This is a genomic window from Propionicicella superfundia DSM 22317 (assembly GCF_000423465.1).
Lineage (GTDB): Bacteria > Actinomycetota > Actinomycetes > Propionibacteriales > Propionibacteriaceae > Propionicicella > Propionicicella superfundia.
Window position 1 is genome coordinate 1 of sequence record NZ_AUIA01000028.1, and the last position, 20,570, is coordinate 20,570.

The 20,570-nt window shown below is 67.2% G+C and carries 20 protein-coding genes; 6 read left to right on the forward strand and 14 right to left on the reverse strand.

Going from position 1 to position 20,570, the window contains the following annotated elements; translation table 11 throughout:
• The 4 genes from deoC (G555_RS0104820) to G555_RS0104835 form a co-directional block, all read right to left on the reverse strand.
• On the reverse strand, window positions 1–700 hold a 700-nt coding region (deoC, locus tag G555_RS0104820), incomplete at its 3' end, for a deoxyribose-phosphate aldolase (RefSeq protein WP_028707716.1).
• Window positions 701–938: 238 nt separating this feature from the next.
• Window positions 939–2,471, reverse strand: coding sequence for an MDR family MFS transporter (locus G555_RS18015; RefSeq protein ID WP_051208460.1), 1,533 nt, complete (start codon window positions 2,469–2,471; stop codon window positions 939–941).
• Window positions 2,472–2,552: 81 nt separating this feature from the next.
• A complete protein-coding gene (locus tag G555_RS0104830; protein ID WP_028707998.1) occupies window positions 2,553–3,215 on the reverse strand; it encodes a response regulator transcription factor in 663 nt (220 codons plus the stop codon).
• A complete protein-coding gene (locus tag G555_RS0104835) occupies window positions 3,212–4,426 on the reverse strand; it encodes a sensor histidine kinase (protein ID WP_051208457.1) in 1,215 nt (404 codons plus the stop codon). The genes G555_RS0104830 and G555_RS0104835 overlap by 4 nt, the downstream gene beginning before the upstream one ends.
• A 169-nt stretch (window positions 4,427–4,595) precedes the next feature.
• Here G555_RS0104835 and G555_RS0104840 point away from each other — a divergent pair, with 169 nt between their 5' ends.
• The 4 genes from G555_RS0104840 to eutC all read left to right on the forward strand — a co-directional run bounded on the left by G555_RS0104840 (window position 4,596) and on the right by eutC (window position 8,865).
• Entirely contained in the window at window positions 4,596–5,291 is a 696-nt protein-coding gene (locus G555_RS0104840; protein WP_028708000.1) for an ABC transporter ATP-binding protein, read from the forward strand.
• Window positions 5,288–6,589: an ABC transporter permease gene (locus tag G555_RS0104845; protein WP_028708001.1), complete on the forward strand. Its 1,302-nt coding sequence runs from the start codon at window positions 5,288–5,290 to the stop codon at window positions 6,587–6,589. The genes G555_RS0104840 and G555_RS0104845 overlap by 4 nt, the downstream gene beginning before the upstream one ends.
• A gap of 123 nt (window positions 6,590–6,712) precedes the next feature.
• Window positions 6,713–8,125: an ethanolamine ammonia-lyase subunit EutB gene (locus G555_RS0104850; RefSeq protein ID WP_028708002.1), complete on the forward strand. Its 1,413-nt coding sequence runs from the start codon at window positions 6,713–6,715 to the stop codon at window positions 8,123–8,125.
• On the forward strand, window positions 8,122–8,865 hold the full coding sequence (gene eutC / locus G555_RS0104855) for an ethanolamine ammonia-lyase subunit EutC (protein ID WP_028708003.1): 744 nt from the start codon (window positions 8,122–8,124) through the stop codon (window positions 8,863–8,865). The genes G555_RS0104850 and eutC overlap by 4 nt, the downstream gene beginning before the upstream one ends.
• A gap of 19 nt (window positions 8,866–8,884) precedes the next feature.
• On the opposite strand, the gene G555_RS0104860 is transcribed toward eutC, so the two are convergent.
• The 4 genes from G555_RS0104860 to G555_RS0104875 form a co-directional block, all read right to left on the reverse strand.
• Entirely contained in the window at window positions 8,885–10,381 is a 1,497-nt protein-coding gene (locus G555_RS0104860) for an amino acid permease (protein WP_028708004.1), read from the reverse strand.
• Between the two features lie 437 nt (window positions 10,382–10,818).
• A complete protein-coding gene (locus G555_RS18020; protein ID WP_051208458.1) occupies window positions 10,819–11,484 on the reverse strand; it encodes an HAD family hydrolase in 666 nt (221 codons plus the stop codon).
• 295 nt (window positions 11,485–11,779) lie between these two features.
• Entirely contained in the window at window positions 11,780–12,505 is a 726-nt protein-coding gene (gene deoC / locus G555_RS0104870) for a deoxyribose-phosphate aldolase (protein ID WP_028708005.1), read from the reverse strand.
• Between the two features lies 1 nt (window position 12,506).
• Complete coding sequence (locus tag G555_RS0104875) at window positions 12,507–14,060, reverse strand: FGGY-family carbohydrate kinase (RefSeq protein ID WP_028708006.1); 1,554 nt, start codon at window positions 14,058–14,060, stop codon at window positions 12,507–12,509.
• A gap of 194 nt (window positions 14,061–14,254) precedes the next feature.
• On the opposite strand from G555_RS0104875, the gene G555_RS0104880 reads away from it, so the two are divergent.
• Window positions 14,255–15,001, forward strand: coding sequence for an SDR family NAD(P)-dependent oxidoreductase (locus G555_RS0104880; RefSeq protein ID WP_028708007.1), 747 nt, complete (start codon window positions 14,255–14,257; stop codon window positions 14,999–15,001).
• A gap of 1 nt (window position 15,002) precedes the next feature.
• On the opposite strand, the gene G555_RS21085 is transcribed toward G555_RS0104880, so the two are convergent.
• Window positions 15,003–15,764: a GntR family transcriptional regulator gene (locus G555_RS21085; RefSeq protein WP_028708008.1), complete on the reverse strand. Its 762-nt coding sequence runs from the start codon at window positions 15,762–15,764 to the stop codon at window positions 15,003–15,005.
• Between the two features lie 210 nt (window positions 15,765–15,974).
• On the reverse strand, window positions 15,975–16,328 hold the full coding sequence (locus G555_RS18030; RefSeq protein WP_211223177.1) for a cupin domain-containing protein: 354 nt from the start codon (window positions 16,326–16,328) through the stop codon (window positions 15,975–15,977).
• Between the two features lie 402 nt (window positions 16,329–16,730).
• On the opposite strand from G555_RS18030, the gene G555_RS0104895 reads away from it, so the two are divergent.
• Entirely contained in the window at window positions 16,731–17,252 is a 522-nt protein-coding gene (locus tag G555_RS0104895; RefSeq protein ID WP_156887440.1) for a magnetosome magnetite crystal formation protein family, read from the forward strand.
• Window positions 17,253–17,268: 16 nt separating this feature from the next.
• On the opposite strand, the gene G555_RS0104900 is transcribed toward G555_RS0104895, so the two are convergent.
• From G555_RS0104900 to G555_RS0104915, 4 genes are all read right to left on the reverse strand, one after another.
• On the reverse strand, window positions 17,269–17,700 hold the full coding sequence (locus G555_RS0104900; protein ID WP_156887441.1) for a hypothetical protein: 432 nt from the start codon (window positions 17,698–17,700) through the stop codon (window positions 17,269–17,271).
• A gap of 191 nt (window positions 17,701–17,891) precedes the next feature.
• Window positions 17,892–18,323 (reverse strand): hypothetical protein, encoded by a 432-nt coding sequence (locus tag G555_RS0104910; RefSeq protein ID WP_028708012.1) that lies wholly within the window; start codon window positions 18,321–18,323, stop codon window positions 17,892–17,894.
• A 329-nt stretch (window positions 18,324–18,652) separates the two neighbouring features.
• Window positions 18,653–19,162 carry a DUF6301 family protein gene (locus tag G555_RS22180; protein ID WP_156887442.1) on the reverse strand — a complete coding sequence of 170 codons (510 nt, stop codon included), beginning with the start codon at window positions 19,160–19,162 and terminating at the stop codon, window positions 18,653–18,655.
• Window positions 19,163–19,207: 45 nt separating this feature from the next.
• The coding region (locus G555_RS0104915; RefSeq protein ID WP_211223178.1) for a hypothetical protein at window positions 19,208–20,570 on the reverse strand (1,363 nt) is incomplete at its 5' end.

Below are 20,570 nucleotides of genomic sequence, written 5' to 3' on the forward strand. Positions count from 1 at the left end.
CGACGCCGATCCGGCGGAACGTATCGAGCTGATCGATCACCGCCGGCGCCGCACGCGTCCCGATCAACTCAGCCCCCGCCATCAAGAACACATACGCATTCTGCGCATGCGGCGCCTTGATCCCCGACACCTTCACCCGCGTACCCGACCCCGCCAACGTGTCCACCATCACCAACACCTGCTCCAACGTCGGCGCCTCGAACTGACCCGTCGCCGACTTCGCCCAATCGATCCCCGCCTCCGCGATCAACCGACACGCCGTCGCAACCTCCTCCACCGACAAGAACGCCGTATCGATGATCATCTTCGTCATCACACCCTGCGCCGCATCCACATACTCCCGGAACTCCGCCAGGATCTTGTCGTACTTCCGATCCTTCAGATCATGCAGATTCATCGTGTTGTCCAACACCGTCGCCCCCCACCCGACGGCCTCCTCCACCTCCCGACACTTCACCGCACTCGACTGATTCCCGAACGGGAACCCCACACCAGCCCCCACCAACACACCCGTCCCCGCCAACTCCTCAGCCACCACCGGCGTCCAATACGACGACCCGAAACAAAACGCCATGCAGTTATACGCCACCGCCGTCTTGCACTCCGCCCGGATCTCCGCCTCCGTGATGTCCTTCCGCAAAATCGCGTAATCAAAACACTTCCCCAACTCACGCTTCGTCAACCTCGCGAAATCAGGCATGAAAGACTCCTTGTCCACTGTGTTGCGTCGCCGACCGCGGTGACGGCGACCGTCTCGTGCGACGGTCATCGGGATGTCGCGTCGCAGGACGGTTCGATCGTCCCACCCGGCATCGCCCCGCGTGGCGGCCCGTCGGCCGGATGCACGGATGTTGGCGGCGGACACGCCTGCGTGGAGGGTTGGTGTTGGTAGTCCAACATCAACCCTCCACGCTGTCCGACGGTGTGACCGCGCGGGGTCAGGAGGTCTCCAGGCCCGAGCGCAATGGCACCTCCTTGATGAGCACCACGAACACCAGCCCGGCCACGACCATGGGGAGAAGGCTGACGAACACGGGCGTGAGCGCGTCGTTGTAGGCGCCGACGATGACGTCTCGGATCGCCTCGGGCAGCGCGCGCACGGCTGCCGGTGTCAGGGAGTTGAGGTCGACGGCGGTGGCACCGCCCGCCGGCAGCCGCTCGGTGACCAGGTCCGTGAGACGCGACGTGAACAGCGCGCCGACGATGGCCCCGCCGAGCGACGCCCCGATCTCGCGGAAGAAGTTGTTGGCCGCCGTCGCTGTACCGACCTGGCTGTCGGGGAAGGAGTTCTGCACGACGAGTACGAGGATCTGCATGCCCAGCCCGACGCCGACGCCGAGGACGAAGAGGTAGCTGAGGAGCACCCACAGCGGCGTATCGACCCTCAAGGTGGAGAGCAGCCACAGGCCGAGGCCGAGGCCGATCATGCTGGCGATCGGCATCCACTTGTAGCGCCCGGTCGTGGTCGCGAGCTGACCGGTGGTGACCGCGCCGAGCATGAGACCCGCGATCATGGGCAGGAGCATCAGCCCCGACACGGTGGCGTTCACGCCGGTGACCATCTGGAGGTAGGTGGGCAGATAGGAGAGCGCCCCGAACATGGAGATGCCGATGAACAGACCGGCGATGGTGGCGAGCACGAAGTTGCGGCTCTTGAACAGCGCCAGAGGGATGACGGGCTCGGACGCCCTGTGTTCGGCGATCACGAACAGGGTGCTGAAGACCGTCGCGACGAGGATGAGCGAGAGGATGACCGGGGAACCCCACTCGTACTCGGTGCCGCCCCACGAGGCGATCAGGATGATGGCCGTGACCGCGATCGCCATCGTGATCACACCCCACAGATCGAAGCGGATCCTGGCGTCGTGCCGCGGGAGCCTGAGGAAGAACGCCGCCAGCGCGATGGCCGCGACGCCGAGCGGGAGGTTGATCCAGAACGCCCACCGCCAATGGGCGCTCTCGGTGAACCAGCCGCCCAGCAGCGGCCCGGCGACCGCGGACAGGCCGAAGACGGCTCCCATGACGCCCATGTACTTCGAGCGCTCCCGGACGGGCACCACGTCGGCGATGATCGCCTGCGAGAGGATCATCAGCCCGCCGCCGCCGATCCCCTGGACGGCGCGGGCGACGATCAGCCAGGTCATGCTCGACGCCAGGCCTCCGATGACCGATCCGGCCAGGAAGATCGTCAGCGCACCGATGATCAGGCCCTTGCGTCCGATCAGATCCCCCAGCTTGCCGTAGATCGGCATCATGATCGTCGAGGCGACCAGGTAGGCCGTCGTCACCCACAGCATGTGGTTCACCCCGCCGAGTTCGCCCACAATGGTCGGGAGCGCGGTGGAGAAGACGGTCTGGTCGAGCGAGCCGAGCAGCATCGCCACGAGAAGGCCGGCGAAGACCGGCAGGATGTGGCGGCCGCCGCGCTGCGGGACCGGTTCGGCGGCAAGAGGAACGAGGGATTGGGTCACGGCTCCATGCTTGTCCGCCGGGTCGGGCCGCGCGTCCCCCAGCCGCGGCATCTTGCCTACCGCGGGCGCGGTACGGACGGTTCAGCCGCCGGGGACGAGGAGCCCCGACTCGTAGGCGACGATCACCAACTGGGCGCGGTCGTGCGCGTGGAGCTTGGCCATGACGCGGTTGACATGTGTCTTGGCGGTGTGGGGCGAGATGACCAGTTCGTCTGCGATCTCCTGGTTCGAGTGTCCCCTCCCCACCAGGACGAGCACCTCTGTCTCCCGTTCGGTGAGCCCGGTGAGTTCGGGAATCGCCTGGAGGTCCCGCTGCGCGGGCATGCCGACATAGCGGGTGATCACGCTGCGGGTCGCGGCCGGTGAGAGAAGGGCGTCCCCGGCATGGACGGCGCGGACGGCGCGCGTGATCTCCTCCGGCTCCGAGCCCTTCCCGATGAAGCCGCTGGCTCCGGCCCGGAGCGCGGCGAAGACGTATTCGTCCTCTTCGAACGTCGTCAGGATCAGCACGCGCGTATCGGCGAGCTCCTCGTCGGCGCAGATCAGCGTCGTCGCCTCGATGCCGTCCATGTCGGGCATCCGGATGTCCATCACGACCACGTCGGGCCGGAGTCCACGGGCCTGCCGGACCGCGTCGGCGCCGTCGACGGCCTGGCCCGCGACGACGATGCCCTGGTCTGTGAGGATGTCGGCGACAGCCTGCCGGATGAGCGACTGGTCGTCGACGATGAGCACCCGGGTCATCGTCTCTCCTTCGACAGCGGGATCGTCGCCGCCACCTTCCAGCCGCCCGGCGCGCTGCCGGCCTGCACGGTTCCCCTGACCGATGCGATACGTTCGCGCAGGCCGACGAGCCCCACCCCGGCACCGGATGCGCCGGGGCGGGCAGTGTGCTCGGCCGTGGCGCCCCCGTCGGCGACGGGGTTGCTGACGACGATGCGCACCGTGTCGCCGGCGACGCAGAGCAACAGGTGCGCCTGATGCCCCGCGCCATGCTTGTGCGCGTTCGTCAGCGCCTCCTGGATCGTCCGGTACGCCACGTGTCCCACGGTGCCGGTGACCTGGCCGAGGTCGCCCTCGACGCGCATGCGCACGTCGAGCCCCGACGCGCGGAACTGCTCAAGCAGCGTGTCGACATGCTCAAGGCCGTACTGCGGAACGGCGGCGGTCTGCGGGTCGTCGGCACGAAGCATGCTGAGCAGGTCGCCGATCTCGCCGAGCACGGTTCGTGCCGCCTGCCGGATCGTCCCGAGCGCCGCGCGCGCCCGGTCCGGATTGCTGTCCAGCGCGGATGAGGCGACACCCGCGTTGAGGCTGATGACGGCGATCTGGTGCGCGACGGTGTCGTGCAGGTCGCGTGCGATACGCAGCCGCTCCTCGGTGACGCGCCGCCTGGCCTCGGACTCCCGGGTGCGTTCTGCGCGTTCCGCGCGTTCGGTGATGGCTTCCACATAGGCGCGTCGCGACCTGGCCCCGTCCCCCGCCGCGGCGGCGAACGCGACGGCGAGGACGAACTGGAACGCCCGCGGGTCGAGCAGGTTCCCGAGCGCGGCCGGCATGCTCAGCAGGAACACCACCGTCACGGCCACTCCGCCGATGATCACCGTCGCGCGCCGTGTGGAACGGTTCGCGACGCCGAACATCGCGATCGCAACCGCGAGCGCCGCCCCGGGCGACAGCGTCCCGGCCAGGGAACTCGACCCGTAGAGGACGAGACAGGCGGCCAGCACCGGGACCGGCCGGCGTCGCCGCAGCGGCAGCACGGCGGCGGGCGCGATCACCAGGACCGTGGCCTCCCATCGTCCCGGGCGCAGTTCGTCGCCGGGAAACGGCACGAACGCCGCCGACACGATGAGGACCGCCGCGACCACGTCGCCGAGCCATGCCGGCAGGATCGAGTGCGGACGATGCAACGCCTCGGCCGCGTCGCCGTGTCCGGTCTGTCCTCCGCTCACTCTCCCAGTCTGCCCGGACGGTCGCGCGGGCGGCTCACCCTGTCGCGGGATCTGTGCATACCGCGACCGCGGTATCCAGGTGTACGCCTCGGGGTGACGCGCGAAGAGGTCCTTCCCGGGAAAGTGGAAAGGAAGAAGCCGAACCCGGAACGGGCATGGAGGAGCATTCGTGAGGGACCCGATCATCCGATCCGTCGACGTCCACAAGACGTACGGCCGAGGACACGGCAGATTCGAGGCGCTGAAGGGGGTGAGCTTCGACATCCACGACGGCGAGAGCATCGCGATCCTCGGCAAGAGCGGATCGGGCAAGTCGACCCTCATGCATGTCCTCGCGCTCCTGGACGCTCCCACGTCGGGCACGATCCTGCTGGAGGGAGTCGACACGAGCACTCTGCAGGGACGCCGCCTGAACCGCACCCGGAATGAGACCTTCGGGTTCGTGTTCCAGCAGTTCTTCCTCACGCCCAACGCATCGGTGCTGGACAATGTGACCCTGCCGCTGAAGATCGCCGGCGTCGGCACCGCCGAGCGCCGTCGGCGCGGCCTCGCCACGCTGGAGCAGCTCGAACTGCTCGACAAGACGAAGAACAAGGCCGTGAACCTCTCCGGGGGCCAGAAGCAGCGCGTCGCGATCGCCCGCGCGCTGGTCAACAACCCGCGGATCATCTTCGCCGACGAGCCCACCGGCAACCTGGACTCCAAGACCGGCGCCGCCGTGGAGGACATCCTGCTCGGCCTCAACCGGGAGAACGGGATCACCCTCATCGTCGTCACCCACGACGACGACCTGGCCGCGCGCTGCGACCGGCGCCTGCGCATCCGCGACGGGCTCCTGCTCGAGGATGCCGGGGTGGCCGCATGAAGGCCCCCGACCTCGTCGCGTCGGCGATCTCCAACGCCTTCCGCTCCAAGACCCGCACGCTCCTGACGATCCTGTCGATCTTCATCGGCGCCTTCACCTTGAGCATCACGAGCGGGCTCGGCACCGGTATCAACGCGTACATCGACGACACGGTCAGCGGTGTCGGGGCGTCCGACGCGATGACCGTGACGAAGACCAACGGAGACGGCGACACCCCTCTGGCCGGCAGCTCCGAACCGGCCGAGTACGACCCGGACGCCGTCGACGCAGGTATCCCGGGGATGACGGTGACGGCGCTGACCCCGGACGACATCCGGACCATCCAGGACATCGACGGTGTGGTCCGGGTCGAGGCGCAACGCAGCATCACCCCGGACTTCGTACAGTTCGACGGCGGCACCCGGTATGTCGCGAGCGTCGGCAGTCTCGTCGCGGGCCAGACGACTCTCCTCGCCGCCGGGCAGGAGCCCGCGGACACCGACGCGGAGTTCCAGGTCGCGCTCCCCCAGGCCTATGTCGAACCGCTGGGGTTCGACAGCGACACCGCTGCGATCGGGCAGCGGATCTCCATCGGGATCACCGACGCCGTCCGGACGCAGCACGTGATCGAGGCGACGGTCGTCGGGGTCACCGAGGAGGCGCTGGCCTCGCCCACGGGGTCGAGCATCCTCACCAACCAGTCGCTCACCGACGCGCTCTTCGCAGCCCAGTCCACGGGCATCCCCGAGGACGAGGCGAATCGCTACGCGCAGGCGAGCGTCTGGTTCGGCGCCGACGCCACCGAGACCGAGATCGATGCGCTGCAGGAGCGTCTCGCCGAGGCCGGATTCACCGGCACGACCATCGCCGACCAACTGGGCATGGTGACGACCGTGATCGACGGCATCGTCCTGGTGCTCAACGGATTCGCGATCATCGCGTTGCTGGCGGCCGCGATCGGGATCGTGAACACGTTGTTCATGTCCGTGCAGGAGCGCACCCGCGAGATCGGCCTCATGAAGGCGATGGGCATGGGCAGCGGACGCGTGTTCGCCCTCTTCAGCCTGGAGGCGACCTTCATCGGGCTTCTCGGCAGCGTCCTGGGGGTCGTCCTCGCGATGGCCGCCGGCACCGCCCTCAGCTCGGTGCTCTCCGCGTCCCTTCTCGCCGACCTTCCGGGTCTGACGCTCATCGCGTTCGATCCAGCGTCCATCGCAGGCATCGTCCTGCTCATCATGGTCATCGCGTTCGTCGCGGGGACGCTCCCGGCCGCCCGCGCGGCGAGGGCCGATCCGGTCGACTCGCTTCGCTACGAGTGACGACGCCCGCGCAGCCGGCGAGGCTCCGGCGGGGACTCGGTGGGTCTTCGTGGCGGTGAAACCGAGCGGTAATCCACCTCTAACAAACTCCCGCTAGACCTGATATCAGTCAGGAGGAGCGGCATGATCACGACCCAGACCGTCAACGGCCACAGCTACCGGTTCGACTCCCTGGTCGACCTGCTGGCCAAGGCGACACCGCTGCGCTCCGGGGACGAGCTGGCGGGCTGCGCCGCGACATCCGAGGAGGAGCGCGCCGCGGCGCAGTGGGCGCTGGCCGAGGTGGAGCTGTCCACCTTCCTCTCCGAGGAGGTCGTCCCGTACGAGACCGACGAGGTCACGCGCCTGATCATGGACACCCATTCGGCCGAGGCCTTCGCGCCCGTGAGCCACCTCACCGTGGGCGGTCTCCGGGACTGGTTGCTGGAGGTCGCCGCCCGGTCGGGCGCCGGCGACGTGCTGACCGCGCTCGCGCCCGGGCTGACGCCCGAGATGGTGGCGGCGACCAGCAAGCTGATGCGCAACCAGGATCTCATCGCCGTCGGCCGGGCATGCCGGGTCACGACGGGTTTCCGCACCACCGTGGGGCTTCCGGGCCGCATGGCCACCCGGCTGCAGCCCAACCACCCCACCGACGACCTGCGCGGGGTCGCGGCCGCGATCCTCGACGGGCTGCTGCTCGGCTGCGGCGACGCCGTCGTGGGGATCAACCCCGCCGGCGACTCCCCGCAGGTCACGGCCGACCTCGTCGCGCTCGTCGACGACGTCCGGCAGACCTACGACATCCCCCTGCAGTCGAGTGTGCTGGCCCACATCACGACCACCATCGGGCTCATCGAGGCGGGGTTGCCCGTCGACCTGGTGTTCCAGTCGATCGGAGGCAGCCAGGCCACGAACACCTCCTTCGGCGTCGACCTCGCCCTGCTGCGCGAGGGGCGCGAGGCGGGCCTCTCGCTGCACCGAGGAACCGTCGGCGACAACGTCACCTACTTCGAGACCGGGCAGGGCTCCTCGCTCAGCGCCAACGCCCATCTCGGGACGGGTGGACGTCCGGTCGACCAGCAGACCCTGGAGGCCCGCGCATACGGCGTGGCACGCGAGTTCGAACCGCTGCTGCTGAACACCGTGGTGGGCTTCATCGGACCCGAGTACCTCTACGACGGCAAGCAGATCATCCGCGCCGGACTGGAGGATCACTTCTGCGGCAAGCTTCTCGGGGTGCCGATGGGGGTGGACGTCTGCTACACGAATCACGCCGAGGCCGATTTCGACGACATGGACACGTTGCTGACCCTGCTGGCCGCGGCCGGGGTGAACTTCGTGATCACCGTGCCGGGGGCCGACGATGTGATGCTCGGCTACCAGAGCCTCTCCTACCACGATGCCCTCTACATCCGGAACGTGCTCGGACTGCGGTGCGCCCCCGAGTTCGAGGGCTGGCTCGTCGCACAGGGCATGGCCGACCCGACCGGGAAGGTGTTCGGCGCCGAGCTCGGCGCTTCCAGGCTCCGCGAACTGGTCGGAGCCGTGGGATGACCGAGGCCGTTCCGCTCGATCCCTGGGCCGCCCTGCGGCCCACCACCCAGGCCCGGATCGGGCTGCCCCGCGCCGGGATGGGGATGGCCACCACGACCGTCCTCGAACTCTCCACGGCGCTCGCGGCGGCGCGGGATGCGGTTCACGTCCCGCTGGACACCGGAGCCCTGCTGCCCGGCATGACCGAGCTCGGGCTGGGCACGCCGATCGAACTACGGAGCCGGGCGACAGATCGCGCGCTCTATCTCCGCCGTCCGGATCTCGGGCGCGTCCCGGAAGGACTCGACGGCCTCCCGTCGGGTGCCTGGGATGTCGGCTTCGTGATCGCCGACGGGCTGAGTTCGAGGGCGGTCGCGGATCACGCCGTACCGCAGGTGGCCGCACTGGTGAAGGCGCTCGGTCATGAGTTCCGTCTCGCTCCTCCGGTCCTGGTCACCCAGGCCCGGGTGGCCATCGGCGACTGGATCGGCGAGGCCATGGGAGTACGCACGCTGCTCGTCCTGATCGGAGAGCGCCCCGGTCTGTCGGTGGCCGACAGCCTGGGGATCTACCTGACCCACGAGCCGAGGCCCGGACGCACCGACGCCGAACGGAACTGCATCTCGAACATCCATCCGCCCGCCGGCTTGGGCTATGCCGAGGCGGCCGCCACCGCCGCCCGGCTGGTGGCCGGTGCGCGGGCGCTGGGCCGCAGCGGGGTGGACCTCAAGGACACGTCGGGAGCGCCCGAACTGCCCTGAGGCCACCCCGCGGCCGCTGCTAGGGCTCCACCGACTCGTCGGAGAGACCGCCGAGCACCGCGTACTCCTCCTCCGGTGAGAGCACCAGCTTGTTGCGTCCCAGCACCGCGAAGAGCACCAGCGCCAGGATGTAGACGACGATGATGGTGACGATGGCGGGCGTGTAGGCGGGGTTGAGCAGCACGGCCACGAAGATCGCCAGCGCGATCACGCCGGCGATGACGGCCCCGACCAGTCCGAACGGGCTCCGGTGGGGCCGGCTGGCCTCCGGGTGCCTCAACCGGAGGATCACGTACGACACCATCTGCAGCAGGTAGGCCAGCACCGCACCCCAGACGGCGATGTTCAGCACGACTCCGCCGGCCGCCTCACCGCCGTACTGGACGATGAACAGTGCCGCGAATCCGATCACCGCACCGACGACGAGGGCGACGTACGGGGTCTGCCGCTTGCCGGTCAGGGAGAGGAACTTCGGGTAGTAGCCCGCCCGCGACAACGAGTACATGTTGCGCCCGTAGCCGAACATGATGCCTTGGATGGACGCCAGCAGCCCGATCAGCGCGAAGGTGGACAGGATCGCCGCCACATTGCCGGGGATGATCGCCCGGAACGCGTCCAGCAGCGGTTCCAGCGAGCTGCCGGTCGCTTCCGCGCCCAGGACGGCAGGGTTCAGGAAGAGCACGATCGCGCCCGTCACGACCAGGGTGAGCATGCCTGCCCTACCCGCCCGCGGGATGTCGCGTTCGGGGTTGTGCGCCTCCTCGGCCGCCAGCGGCAACTCCTCGATGCCGAGGAAGAGCCACATCGCGAACGGCATCGCGAAGAAGACGGCGCCGATCCCGAAGGGGAGGAACACCGAGCCTCCGGCGGCGGGGGCGATGTCCCACAGCGCGCCGAAGTCGACGGTGCCGGTGGCGAGGGCCAGCACCGCGTACAGGACGAGAATGCCGACGGAGATGATCGACACCACCACCGCGAACGTGAAGGAGGCGTTGGCACCCGAGGCGTTGAGCAGCACGAAGACGGCGTAGAGCACCACCCACCAGACCCAGCCGAGTCCCTGTTCGATCAGGCTGAAACCGCTCAGTTGGCGGACGATCTCGTCGGCGTACTGCGACGAGTAGAAGACCACCACTCCCGTGGTCATCACGTATTCGATGGTCTCGGCCAGGCCGGTGACGAACCCTCCCCAGGGGCCCATCGCCGCGCGCGCGAACGAGTAGGCGCCGCCGGTGTGGGGCATCGCCGAAGCCATCTCGGAGATGGACTCGATCATCATCACGTACATGATGACGACGACGATCGTCGCGACCAGGAAGCCGCCCCAGCCGGCGGTCGCGATGCCGCCGTTCCAGCCGGAGAAGTTGCCGGAGATGACGGCGGCCACTCCGATGCCCCACAGCCCCCAGAAGCCCGCGGTCCGCTGGAGCCGGCGTTTGTCGAAGTAGGCGGCGTCCGCCTTCTGGTAGGTGACCCCCGATACCGCAAGGGTCTTGTCCTCGGCGTCGATGGACATGGATCTCCCTTCTCTTCGGACCTGTCATGGTCAGGAGGTGGTGGGCAACGACGGCGAGAAGTCTCGGGCCGTCCGTGCTCGACGAACCACCGATGAACCGGTGATGGCAGCACGCTAGGCACCGAACCGGCCACGGATGGCCGGAGGCGGATGGTTTTACGCGTCCTTCACGCCGCTGCGCCAAGCCGTTACATGACTGCGGCCGGTTGTAACAAAGGGATCTCGGAGCCCGTGTGACGGGCGGGCCACCGGTCGCGACGTCCGCTCAGCGGCACGCCGGACGATCGTCGGGGACGAGTTGCCCGCGTCCAGGGGGTTCCCGAGCGCCACGCTCGGGTCAGCGGTGCGCCCACCCGGCGGAGCCGCATGGCCATCGGCTCGACCAGGTGGGCGCCGGAAGGGCTGCCGCCTGCGACAGTCGCGGCGGAGACCACGCCTCAGAGGCTGTTGATGACGTCGATCAGCTCCGACGGAGCGCCGACGAGCGCCTCCGCACCGGCGGCGGTCAGATCGGCCGCCGTGCCGTAGCCGTAGGTGACGCCGATGGTGTGCACTCCCGCGGCACGCCCGGCCAGGATGTCCGTCTTCATGTCGCCGATCATCACCGCCTGGTCGCCGGACAGCCCGAAACGCTCGAGGATCATCTGCACGCTCTGCGGATCGGGCTTCATCCGCTGCATGTCGTCGGCCGTGACGACGTAGTCGAAGTAGTCGCGCACGCCGAGGGTCTCCAGCAGCATGAGCGACGCCGGCCGGATCTTCGCCGTCGCCATCGCGAAGCGCACCCGTCCGCCCAGGCCGGCCAGCACCTCGGACACTCCCGGATACAACTGGGACGTGTCCGCACAGTGCTTCGGGTAGTACTCCGCGAAGTGCTCCACCGCGGGTTGGACGAACTGTGCGCCGTCGTCCCCGAACAGCAGTTGGAAGGCCTTGACGGCGCCTCCGCCCACCTTCCCCCTGGTCTGCTCGTCGCTGAGCTCGCCGTACCCGACGGCCCTCGCCGCGACCCGCAGCGCATTGACGATGTCGGGCATGGTGTCCACGACCACGCCGTCCAGGTCCCAGATGACCGCCTTGATGTTGTCGTTCCGTCCGACCACGGCTCTTCCTTTCAGATCTCGAACCGATGCGCGAGAGTCGTCGCGGCATCGATCACGACTGTGGCTGCTGTGCCAGGTGGTCCAGCGCCGGCGCCGATCGGCGCTGGACCACCGCGTTCTTCGTCCGATCTCGGATGGGGATCACGATTCGGTCGAAGTTCCATCGCTGTCCATCGCAGGTCGCCGGGTGACTCGACTGCCGACCCGGCCCGGAGGCGGTGGGCGTCGAGGCCGTCCCCCGGGACACCGATGCGGGCGGCATCCCGGGGCGACAGACCTCGCTGGCCGGCTCCGGTCAGGCGGCCGGCGACGGGATGAGCCCGATCCCGCGCAACTGGTCGAACGCATCCACGATGGCCGGGGTCGCCCGGGTGCCGATGAGCTCGGCGCCCGCCAGGATGAAGGCGTAGGCGTTCTGCGGACGGGGGAACTTCACTCCCGCGACTTTGCACTTCGTCGCCGACCCCTTGACCGCGTCCTTCATGACGAGGAACTGCTCCATGGAGGGGCCTTCGAACTGGCCTGACGACGTCTTGACGTAGTCGATGCCCGCCTCGGCGACCAGCGCCGCGGCCGCCGCGATCTCGTCGTCGGCCAGGAAGCAGACCTCCAGGATCGCCTTGGTCAGCTTGGCTCCCGCGGCCGCGTCCTTGAACGCCGCCAGTTCCTTCTTGACCACGTCGTACCGATGATCGCGAACGGCCGACACGTTCACGCAGATGTCGACCGACTGGGCGCCGAGCTCGACGAGGTGAGCCGTCTCGACCGCCTTCATGTAGGCATCCTGCATTCCCCACGGGAAGTCCGCGCCCGTGCCGAGCAGCACGTCGGAGCCTTCCAGTTCCTCCTTCATCACGTCCAGCCAGTAGGCCGTGGGGGTGTAGAACGCCGCGCAGTTGTATTCCCGCGCGACCTTGCACCCTTCGCGAACGTCCTTCTCCGTCGTGTTCTTCGGCAGAACCGAGTGGTCGAACAGCTTGCCGACGGTGTCCTTTGAGTAGGCAGAGAGATCGATGGCCATTTCACTCCTTCGGGTAGATGTCGTTGATGAGGGCGTAGACGCCCGAGTCGTTGAGGGCGTGGTAGGCGGCCTTGTAGGCAGCGAACGCCCTGTCGTAGATCGCGACGTTGGCGGGGACGGGCTCGATCGTGTCCTTGTAGTGAACCATCCGCGCCGCGACCTCGTGGACGTCCTCGAGCAGGCCGGCTCCGATCGCCGCCAGGCCCGCCACTCCGATGACGGCGGCGTCCTCGACGTCGAGCGTCCGGCAGGGCGTCCCCATGACGTCGGCGATGACCTGGCGCCAGATCGGTGATCTCGTCGCGCCTCCGGTGATCGTGAACAGCGGGTTCGTCCGCGTCCCCGTGCTGCGCACCGCTTCGAGCATGAAGCGGCTCTCCAAGGTGACGCCCTCCATGACCGAACGCAGCAGATCGCCTCTCGTGTGTGTCGGCTTGAGGCCCAGAAAGGCGCCGCTGGCGTCGTTGTTCCAGGTCGGGTACCCCGTGCCGAAGAGGGCGGCCGAGAAGAGGACGCCGTTGGCGCCCGGGCGTGACCGGCCGACGTACTCGTCCATGAACGTGTACGGATCAATCTCCAGATCCCGAGCGATCTGGCCCTCGGCCGAGAAGACCATGTCGCGGACCCACCTGTAGCAGGTGGCTCCGGAGTTCTGGTTGCCCTCGACCTCGAAGACGCCGAGGTTCGGGGTGCTGGACACCATGAGTCCCTTGAAGCCGGCGAAATCCGGGTCTCGGACCCCGACGATGACGAAGCCTCCGGTGCCCATGGTTATCGAGACGTCCCCGTCGGAGATGACCCCCGCGCCGAGAGCACCCGCCTGCTGGTCGCCGGCGCCGGCCACGATCAGGACGTCCGCGGGCAGTCCGGTGCGCTGCTGGATCTCGGCGCTGATCGTTCCGACCACCTCGCCGGGCTTGACGAGCGGGGGCAACTTCGCGCGGTCGAGGCCGAGCGCGTCGACGATCTCGCCGTTCCAGTCCATCGTGCGAACGTCGATCATCCCCGCCGCCTGCACGGAGGTGACCTCGTTGCAGAATCCGTCCACACCGAACTGCTTCATGATGTAGCCGTCGACCGAGGCGAACCAGGCGGCGCGCTGGTACAGATCGGGACGGTTCTTCTTGAGCCAGTAGTACTTGACGATCGCGAAGATCGCCACGGAGGGCATCCCGGAGATCCGGGCGCGGTGGTCGGGGTCGATGAGGTCTCCGATCTCGGCGAGCACCTCCTCGCCCCGCTGGTCCAGCCACACGACGAACGTGTCCTCGAGCGCCTCTCCGTGCTCGTCCACCAGCGCGAAGGTGGACCGCTGCACGGAGAACGAGAGCGATGCGATCTCGGAGGGGTCGACGCCCGAGTTGTGGACGGCCTCCCCCACGACCGTGACAACCTGCTCACGCAGCTTGGCGGCGGACAGTTCGACCCAGTCGGGCCGGGGATGGATGAGCGGATAGTCACGGTAGCTGGAGCCGAGGTTCCTGCCGGTCAGATCGGCCACGATGGCCTTCGTGCCGGTCGTCCCGACATCGACTCCGACGACGTACTTCTTCATGGGTCTCCTTTGGCGGGAGGCTGTGGTCCCCTGAAGCCTGAGGACCGGCTGCGCGACGTTGCGCAGCAGCCACGACGTCAGGTTAGTATGAGGGTACATACGAGGTCAAGGTCGACCATAACGACGCATAGCCCTCACATATCGTCCGAATCTGAGGCATCCAAGGATGCATGTTCCTACATAAGGAAGGTCTCATGACTGTCAGCATCGATCTGTCAGACCAGATCGCCATCGTGACCGGAGCCGCGCGGGGCTTCGGCCGGGCAATCGCCGTGCGCCTTGCCGAGGCCGGTGCGCAGGTCGTGGTGGCCGACGTCCTGGAAGAAGCCGTGGCGGAGCCGACCCTGCGCGCCATCGCGGCGGTCGGCGCAGAACCGGTCTACGCCCACGCCGATCTCGGTCGGGACGAGGGATGCCATGACCTCATCGCGGCGGTCGTGGCGCGTTTCGGGCGCGTCGACGTCCTCGTCAACAACGCGGCCGTGACGAAAGGCACCTGGGAGCAGGTCTTCGCGGTGAACGTGTTCGCGCCGCACACCTTGAACGAGGCCGCGTTCGAGGACATGAGAACGCGCCGCAGCGGCAAGATCGTCAACATCACGACGTCGGGGACCTTCTCCGGTGGCGGCGACGGGATCGCGTACAACGCCTCGAAGGGGGCCGCAGACTCGATGACGCGCTACCAGGCCCGCAGGTTCGCCGCCGAGGGCGTGGCCCTCAACGCGGTCGCGCCGGGCCCGATGCTCACGGACATGATGGAGGCCTACTTCGGGAGCGAGGTGTTCACCCGCCACTACACCCCCCAGATGCCCGCAGGCAGGGTGCTCACGCCCGAGGACGTCAGCGGCGCCGTGCTGTTCCTGTGCTCACCTCTGTCGGATGCCCTGTGCGGGGAGACACTCCTCGCAGATGCCGGCCGGGTCCGGCTGAGCCCCTGGTGAGTCACCGCTCCGACGCGGGTGGCGTGTGCTCGAACTCCAACTGGAGAAGGTGCGGCACGATCGCGAACCGCGCCAGGGTGTAGAGCCTGCCGGTCGAGTCGAAGCGACGCTCCTCCAGCAGGAGCAAGGGCGATCCGAGCGGAACGCCCAGTTCACGGGCTTCCGTGGGGTTCGCGCCGAGAGCCGAAAGGCTCTCTGTGATCCGGATCGGCGACAGGCCGCACTTCTCGCGCAGTTGATCCTGGAGCCGTCCCAGTGTCAGACGCCGCTTGTCGACGAACGGAGCGAGCTCCGGAAGGAGCCACGCGTAGTGGTACATGACCGGCTGACTCGCGACCAGCAGTTGGTAGCGAACCCGTTCCAGGTAGTACAGCTTCTCGCCGTCTGCCAGGCCGAACGCCTCGGCGACCGCGGGGGGCGGCGCCGAATGCTCGTCGCGCACGATGCGCGCGACCGGCGTGGGCATGACCAGGTGAATGGTCTCCCGAATGCGCGCCACACCGACCGACACGGGAATCCGCGGCGGCGTGACGAAGGTCCCGTGACCCTTGATCCGCTCCAGGAGACCGTCGTTCACGAGACGCTGAATCGCCGCACGGGCGGTGTTCCGGCTCACTCCGGCTCGCTTGGCGATCTCCAGCTCTGTGGGAATGGCCTCGTTGATCTCCCACACCTCTTCGGCGAGGTTCCGGCGCAACAGCGCCTCGAGGCGACCCGTGAGACTCGGCCCCGCGACGGTGCTCAGATCGAGCGGATCGTCCATGAGGACACTCTAGGATGGCGCGGGCGCCGTGGCGCCCGTGACGGCCCCGTCGAGCGACGCCGTCCGGGCTTCGCGCACCTCTCACGAGACCTCCGACGGCTCCGCGTGGCCGAGGTCGCGCCTCGGTCACGCGGAGCACCGCGAGGCTTCAGCGCCTCGCGCGCCGGCTTCGTCTCCATGGCGAAGACGGCCGAGAGCGCATCGCTGCGGTCACAGGTAGGTGATGTCGAACGTCTTGTTGGTGATGAACAGGCACAGCACGTCCTCGTCCAGCCCGCCGTGGGACATCACTTCGCCTTCCTTGAACCACACGAAGCTGCCCGGTCCGAAATCGCCCCTGTGCGTGTGCAGCGTCCCCTTGAGCACATACATGCCGTGAGCACAGTTGTGCTTGTGCGTCGCGGTGATGGTGCCCTTGGGGTAAAGGAACAACTTCACGAACATTCCGGTTTCCTCATCGGAAACGAGAACCTTCTGATAGGTGACCGCACCGGTGTTCTTGCTCACGGTCCTGTAATCCATGATATCGATATCTTCGCCATGGATCCCGATAAGCTCTTCCACAATTCCCTCCTTTTCTTACCGAATTGCAGCTACACCATACTCGGAGGGGCGAGGGAGGAAGCCCCGTCGGCCTGCACATCGGCGCTACAAACGAGCACCTTCTCCGAGGGCTGCAAACGAGCAAGCGGCCGGCATCGACGCCACCGGTTCGAACGGCTGTCGCGACGGTGCACCTGCGGCAGTGGGATGCGCATGTCGGTTCTTCTGCCCGAAGACGGCTGTGCCGGGCGCGTCGGAGTTGACCGGCACGTGCCCGAGCCCTGGGTGCTGCGTCGCCGAGGTCCGCCACAGGCGGGCGTGTTCTCCTGCGTGTCGCGCAGCCACGCGGTACGGGATGTGGCCACGCCTCCGGCCGCCGCCCGCCCGCGGCCTGTGACCTGGTCGGTCGATACCCTCAAGGCCATGGAGCAACCGCAGCATCCGGACATGACCGCGCCGTACCTTGGCCCTGCCGCGCCCGGCCCGCAGCCGTATCCACCGCCGCCCGGGATGGTGGTGCCCGGCGGCTACCCGTACCCGGTGCCACCGCGCACAGGAACGGTCGCCTGGAGCCTGGGCTTCCTGACCTTCATTCCCTATGTCGGGATGCTGGTCGCCCCGATCACGGTCATCGCCGTCGGACTCGGGCAACGCAAACACGGCAGTGTCGTGGCGACTGCGAACGGATGCAACGCCGCGAATTGGGCAATCACCCATCTCCTGCTCCAAGCCCTCGGTGTCGCTCTCTGCGCGGCAACCGTCTTCGCCGCCGAGTCCGAGCCCACAAAGAGCCTGCCACCACTCGGAATCGTGTCGATACTCTCCGCGCTCGCGGTGTTCATCGTGGCGCTCGTCGCCCATCTCGTGGTCACGATCCAGGGAATCGTGAAGGCCGGCCGTGGCGAGGTCTACCGTGGGCCCGGTATCCCGTTCCTCCGCACCTGACCACACGGCCGACATCTCACAGGCACGTGCGCGTGTACACCTTCGACAGGGCATCCCCGGCGGAGTCGGTCTCATCGGTGCCCGCCGCGATCACCTCCGCAGGGCTTTCCGCTGCAGCGACCGCATGGAGATAGCCCCGCCACACCTCAAGATCATCAGCAAGGCCATCCGGCGCCGTCCCGACCTTGTCGAGGAGTGCAATGCGCGCCGCGATGTTCTCCTGATCCACCTGGGAACTCCCCGAGCTCACCCAGATCGGCGCCGCGAACACCGTCGCCGCGGTCTGCGTGTCCGACAACAACACCTCGCAGAACCCCGCGGCCTCGACGGCCTTCGAAGTCTGGACCGTCCCGGCCGGAGGTGCCGTCCGCGCTTCCGAACATCCCGTCGACGCCAGGGGGAGAACGGCGAGAACCGCCAGCACCGGAAACGTCACTCGCCTACGCATATCTCGACTCTCCTCATCTCCGACCGCCGTGCAGTGTGCGTTGCTCTGATTCTGTGTGCCCGTCCTCACCGATGAACCCGGTGCCCCACGTCCGCCACAAGTCGATGATCTCGGCAGGGAACCCCGGCCACCTCGCCAAAGACGCAAGCGTCTGCTCCGGCACCGCAGCCTCACGCTCGAACCTCGCGAACTCAACCACGACCCTCCCCCCTCTTCACGGACTCCGTGCTCACGCCCCACGACCGCCACTCAAAACCCAACGGTTCGGTGAACGGATCAACAACAAGCGCCACCGTGTCATCATCGACCTGAGGCCGCGACGCAAACGCAAACACCGCCGAAGTCAACAGGCTGGTGAAGTAACCCAGAGGCATGCGTTCAGCCGTCGACGTGGGCGTCGGGTATTTCTGACGCAACAGCCTGATGAGTTTCCGTGCCGCCGAATCGACCGCCGAGTACCGCGCAGCGGAATGACGCACACCGTGCAAGCTACTCTCCGCGTCACGTACCGCTGGCATAGCTGTAGCGGCTGCGATCGACTCAACCTGCTCGAACGGAATTCGTTGAGCAGCCTCGATGAAGCGTTCCATCTGTTCACCATTCGGCCCGAACTTGCTCACCATGCCCCGAGCCTACCGATCACCGGTGGCACATCCTCGGTCACGAACTCGGTCACAGCGTTCCTTCCATGGGACACCCAATCATCCTGCCGAACAATCGCATGAGTTCTCACCACTACTTGGCGCGTCGGTTCATGTAGCGGTAGTTCGCGGTCGTGTGGCGATCCCCTGCTCGTCGGGCGGTCCCAGCCGAGTCTTCACCCCTCGTTCGCGGGACGCTGGTCGGCGGCGCCTGCCTCACGGTCATCTCCCGGGATCCCCTTCAGAACCGTCGAGCGCACCCGCGGCAATCTCGACTATGACGGCAACCTGACTCAGACCAGGCCTGCTCATCATTCACGGTCATCAAGGTCATGAGCAGGATCAACACCACGACTACGCTCGTAGCGTTCGATGTCCGCCAAACGCTTTGACCAGTACAGCAACTCAATGGTCTTCTCACCCTGAATGAGGTTGATCTGGCGACCCCCGTCCAGATTCCACTGAACTCCGGGATCAACCCAAGGAGTATCTGTCGGCTCGACACCGAGACAGGATGAGACCACCCTTACAGCTTCAGGGAATGCGCGCTCCACGACCCCCTCATTCTCTACGCTTGCGCCAGGCAGGGTGTCTGATACGCGAAACTCCACGCGCGAAAGCTCTCCCTGCAGATCACCGACAGACACGATCGGAAACGAGATCGGGAAGGATGTCTTTCCGCCTTTTCGGCGTTGCTTTTCCCACCCGAGTTGTTGGAACAGTTCAGGAACCATGTCAAACGGTACGGGCCAGTCCATGCTGTTCAGGGTGCCAAGCACCGGGCGCAGTTCATCCTCGGTCACGATCCGGAACTCAGCCACAGCGCTCCTCCCATCGCGGACTTCGCCAGTCTACCGGTGCCGGTGTCATGGTGCCCTGAGCCAGCCTTGGAGATCGAGCTTGGCCTGGTCGATCACGAACTCTGTCACTTTGACGTTTCCGGCAGTATCGGGTTGCACCAGCCGATACCGGAGCCTTGTCGTACCATCCAGCAAACCTTTATGAAGCGTCGGATCGGTCAGGATCGCGTCCCGGAGCCGGGTGTCCGTACGGAGGATCGCCCGCAGGTACGCCTCAGAGCCTTGCGTCGCTGTCACCCTCACACCGTCGACACCCGGAACCTGCTGGGTGCCGAGCTTCGCGGACGGGCCTTTGACTTCCTGGATGACCAGTTCATCACCGTCAACCGTCTTGAACGCTTGGTCCACGGCCCCCGTTCCAGGCTGCGCCTCAGCGACCACCGACACCAGTCCATCACGCTCCGCCACGACCTCACCCGCAACCTCTCCAAACCGCTCGCCCACACTGCTCTGGGCCTTGATCGCAGCCCGACGCCCATTGGCGGCGTCGACAAGATCATCAAGCTGGTCGATGAGATAAGGATGGTCTGCGAGTTTGTCCTGGAGATCGCTCACGGCCTTGCGGAGTTTTCCTGCGGTGAACTGTGCCCGTTCGACCGTGGGAAGCTCCTTCTGCCTGAGGGCGTCGTTGAACGCATCAAGATGTGTGCTGAACTCCGTTGAGGCCGCCCGCGCGTCGGCTACGGCCTCAACCCGATCACCGCTGAGTTCTGCCAGTTCGTCCGGGATCGGGTCGTCCGGCCCCACGGCCCACGCCGGAGTGCCCTTCTCCGGATGCGTGTTCGCGCCGTTCGCATCCACGTCACCGCCGTGCCCGCGATCACTGTTCACCGACTCCGAATGCCCGTACCCACCTTCGGACGTGCCGCCGCCATACTCACCGGACGAGTGCGCACCACCGGCCGCATCACCGTGACCGCTCATCACCACGCTGCCGCTCTGCGCACCGTCCGACGTCCCGTGTGGTGTGGTGCTGTCTGTCCGGTCCGGATGCACACCCGGCGTCTCGCCCTCGACACGGATCGGTGTCTCGGTTCCGGTCCCGCGGGTGCCGGGGGTGTCCACGGTCCGCGGCCCGTTCGGTTGGTCGAGCCGGATCGCGTCGGACACCGGGGTGTGGGCGGGAAGGGACACGTTCCTGGTCGCGGTGTCCACCACACCGGGCAGACCATTCGGGCGCGTCACGGGCTTCACCACATCGGCCAACGCCCGCCACCCACTCTTCACCCCACCCGCACCCAGATCGACGACACGCACCGCCCCGGCCACAAGATGAGAACCACCCGGCACCACGATCTCCCCCACCCGAACCGCGGTCCTCGCAACGAACCCCCCGATCCGAGTCCCGGTCACCACACCCTTCGCACTC

Bases quoted from the DNA above. Each gene is read 5' to 3' on its own strand.
- G555_RS0104830 (WP_028707998.1), bottom strand. From the start codon at position 3,215: ATGACCCGGGTGCTCATCGTCGACGACCAGTCGCTCATCCGGCAGGCT.
- G555_RS0104845 (WP_028708001.1), top strand. From the start codon at position 5,288: ATGAAGGCCCCCGACCTCGTCGCGTCGGCGATCTCCAACGCCTTCCGC.
- G555_RS0104850 (WP_028708002.1), top strand. From the start codon at position 6,713: ATGATCACGACCCAGACCGTCAACGGCCACAGCTACCGGTTCGACTCC.
- eutC (WP_028708003.1), top strand. From the start codon at position 8,122: ATGACCGAGGCCGTTCCGCTCGATCCCTGGGCCGCCCTGCGGCCCACC.
- G555_RS0104860 (WP_028708004.1), bottom strand. From the start codon at position 10,381: ATGTCCATCGACGCCGAGGACAAGACCCTTGCGGTATCGGGGGTCACC.
- deoC (WP_028708005.1), bottom strand. From the start codon at position 12,505: ATGGCCATCGATCTCTCTGCCTACTCAAAGGACACCGTCGGCAAGCTG.
- G555_RS0104875 (WP_028708006.1), bottom strand. From the start codon at position 14,060: ATGAAGAAGTACGTCGTCGGAGTCGATGTCGGGACGACCGGCACGAAG.
- G555_RS0104880 (WP_028708007.1), top strand. From the start codon at position 14,255: ATGACTGTCAGCATCGATCTGTCAGACCAGATCGCCATCGTGACCGGA.
- G555_RS21085 (WP_028708008.1), bottom strand. From the start codon at position 15,764: ATGGACGATCCGCTCGATCTGAGCACCGTCGCGGGGCCGAGTCTCACG.
- G555_RS0104895 (WP_156887440.1), top strand. From the start codon at position 16,731: ATGGAGCAACCGCAGCATCCGGACATGACCGCGCCGTACCTTGGCCCT.
- G555_RS0104900 (WP_156887441.1), bottom strand. From the start codon at position 17,700: ATGCGTAGGCGAGTGACGTTTCCGGTGCTGGCGGTTCTCGCCGTTCTC.
- G555_RS0104910 (WP_028708012.1), bottom strand. From the start codon at position 18,323: ATGGTGAGCAAGTTCGGGCCGAATGGTGAACAGATGGAACGCTTCATC.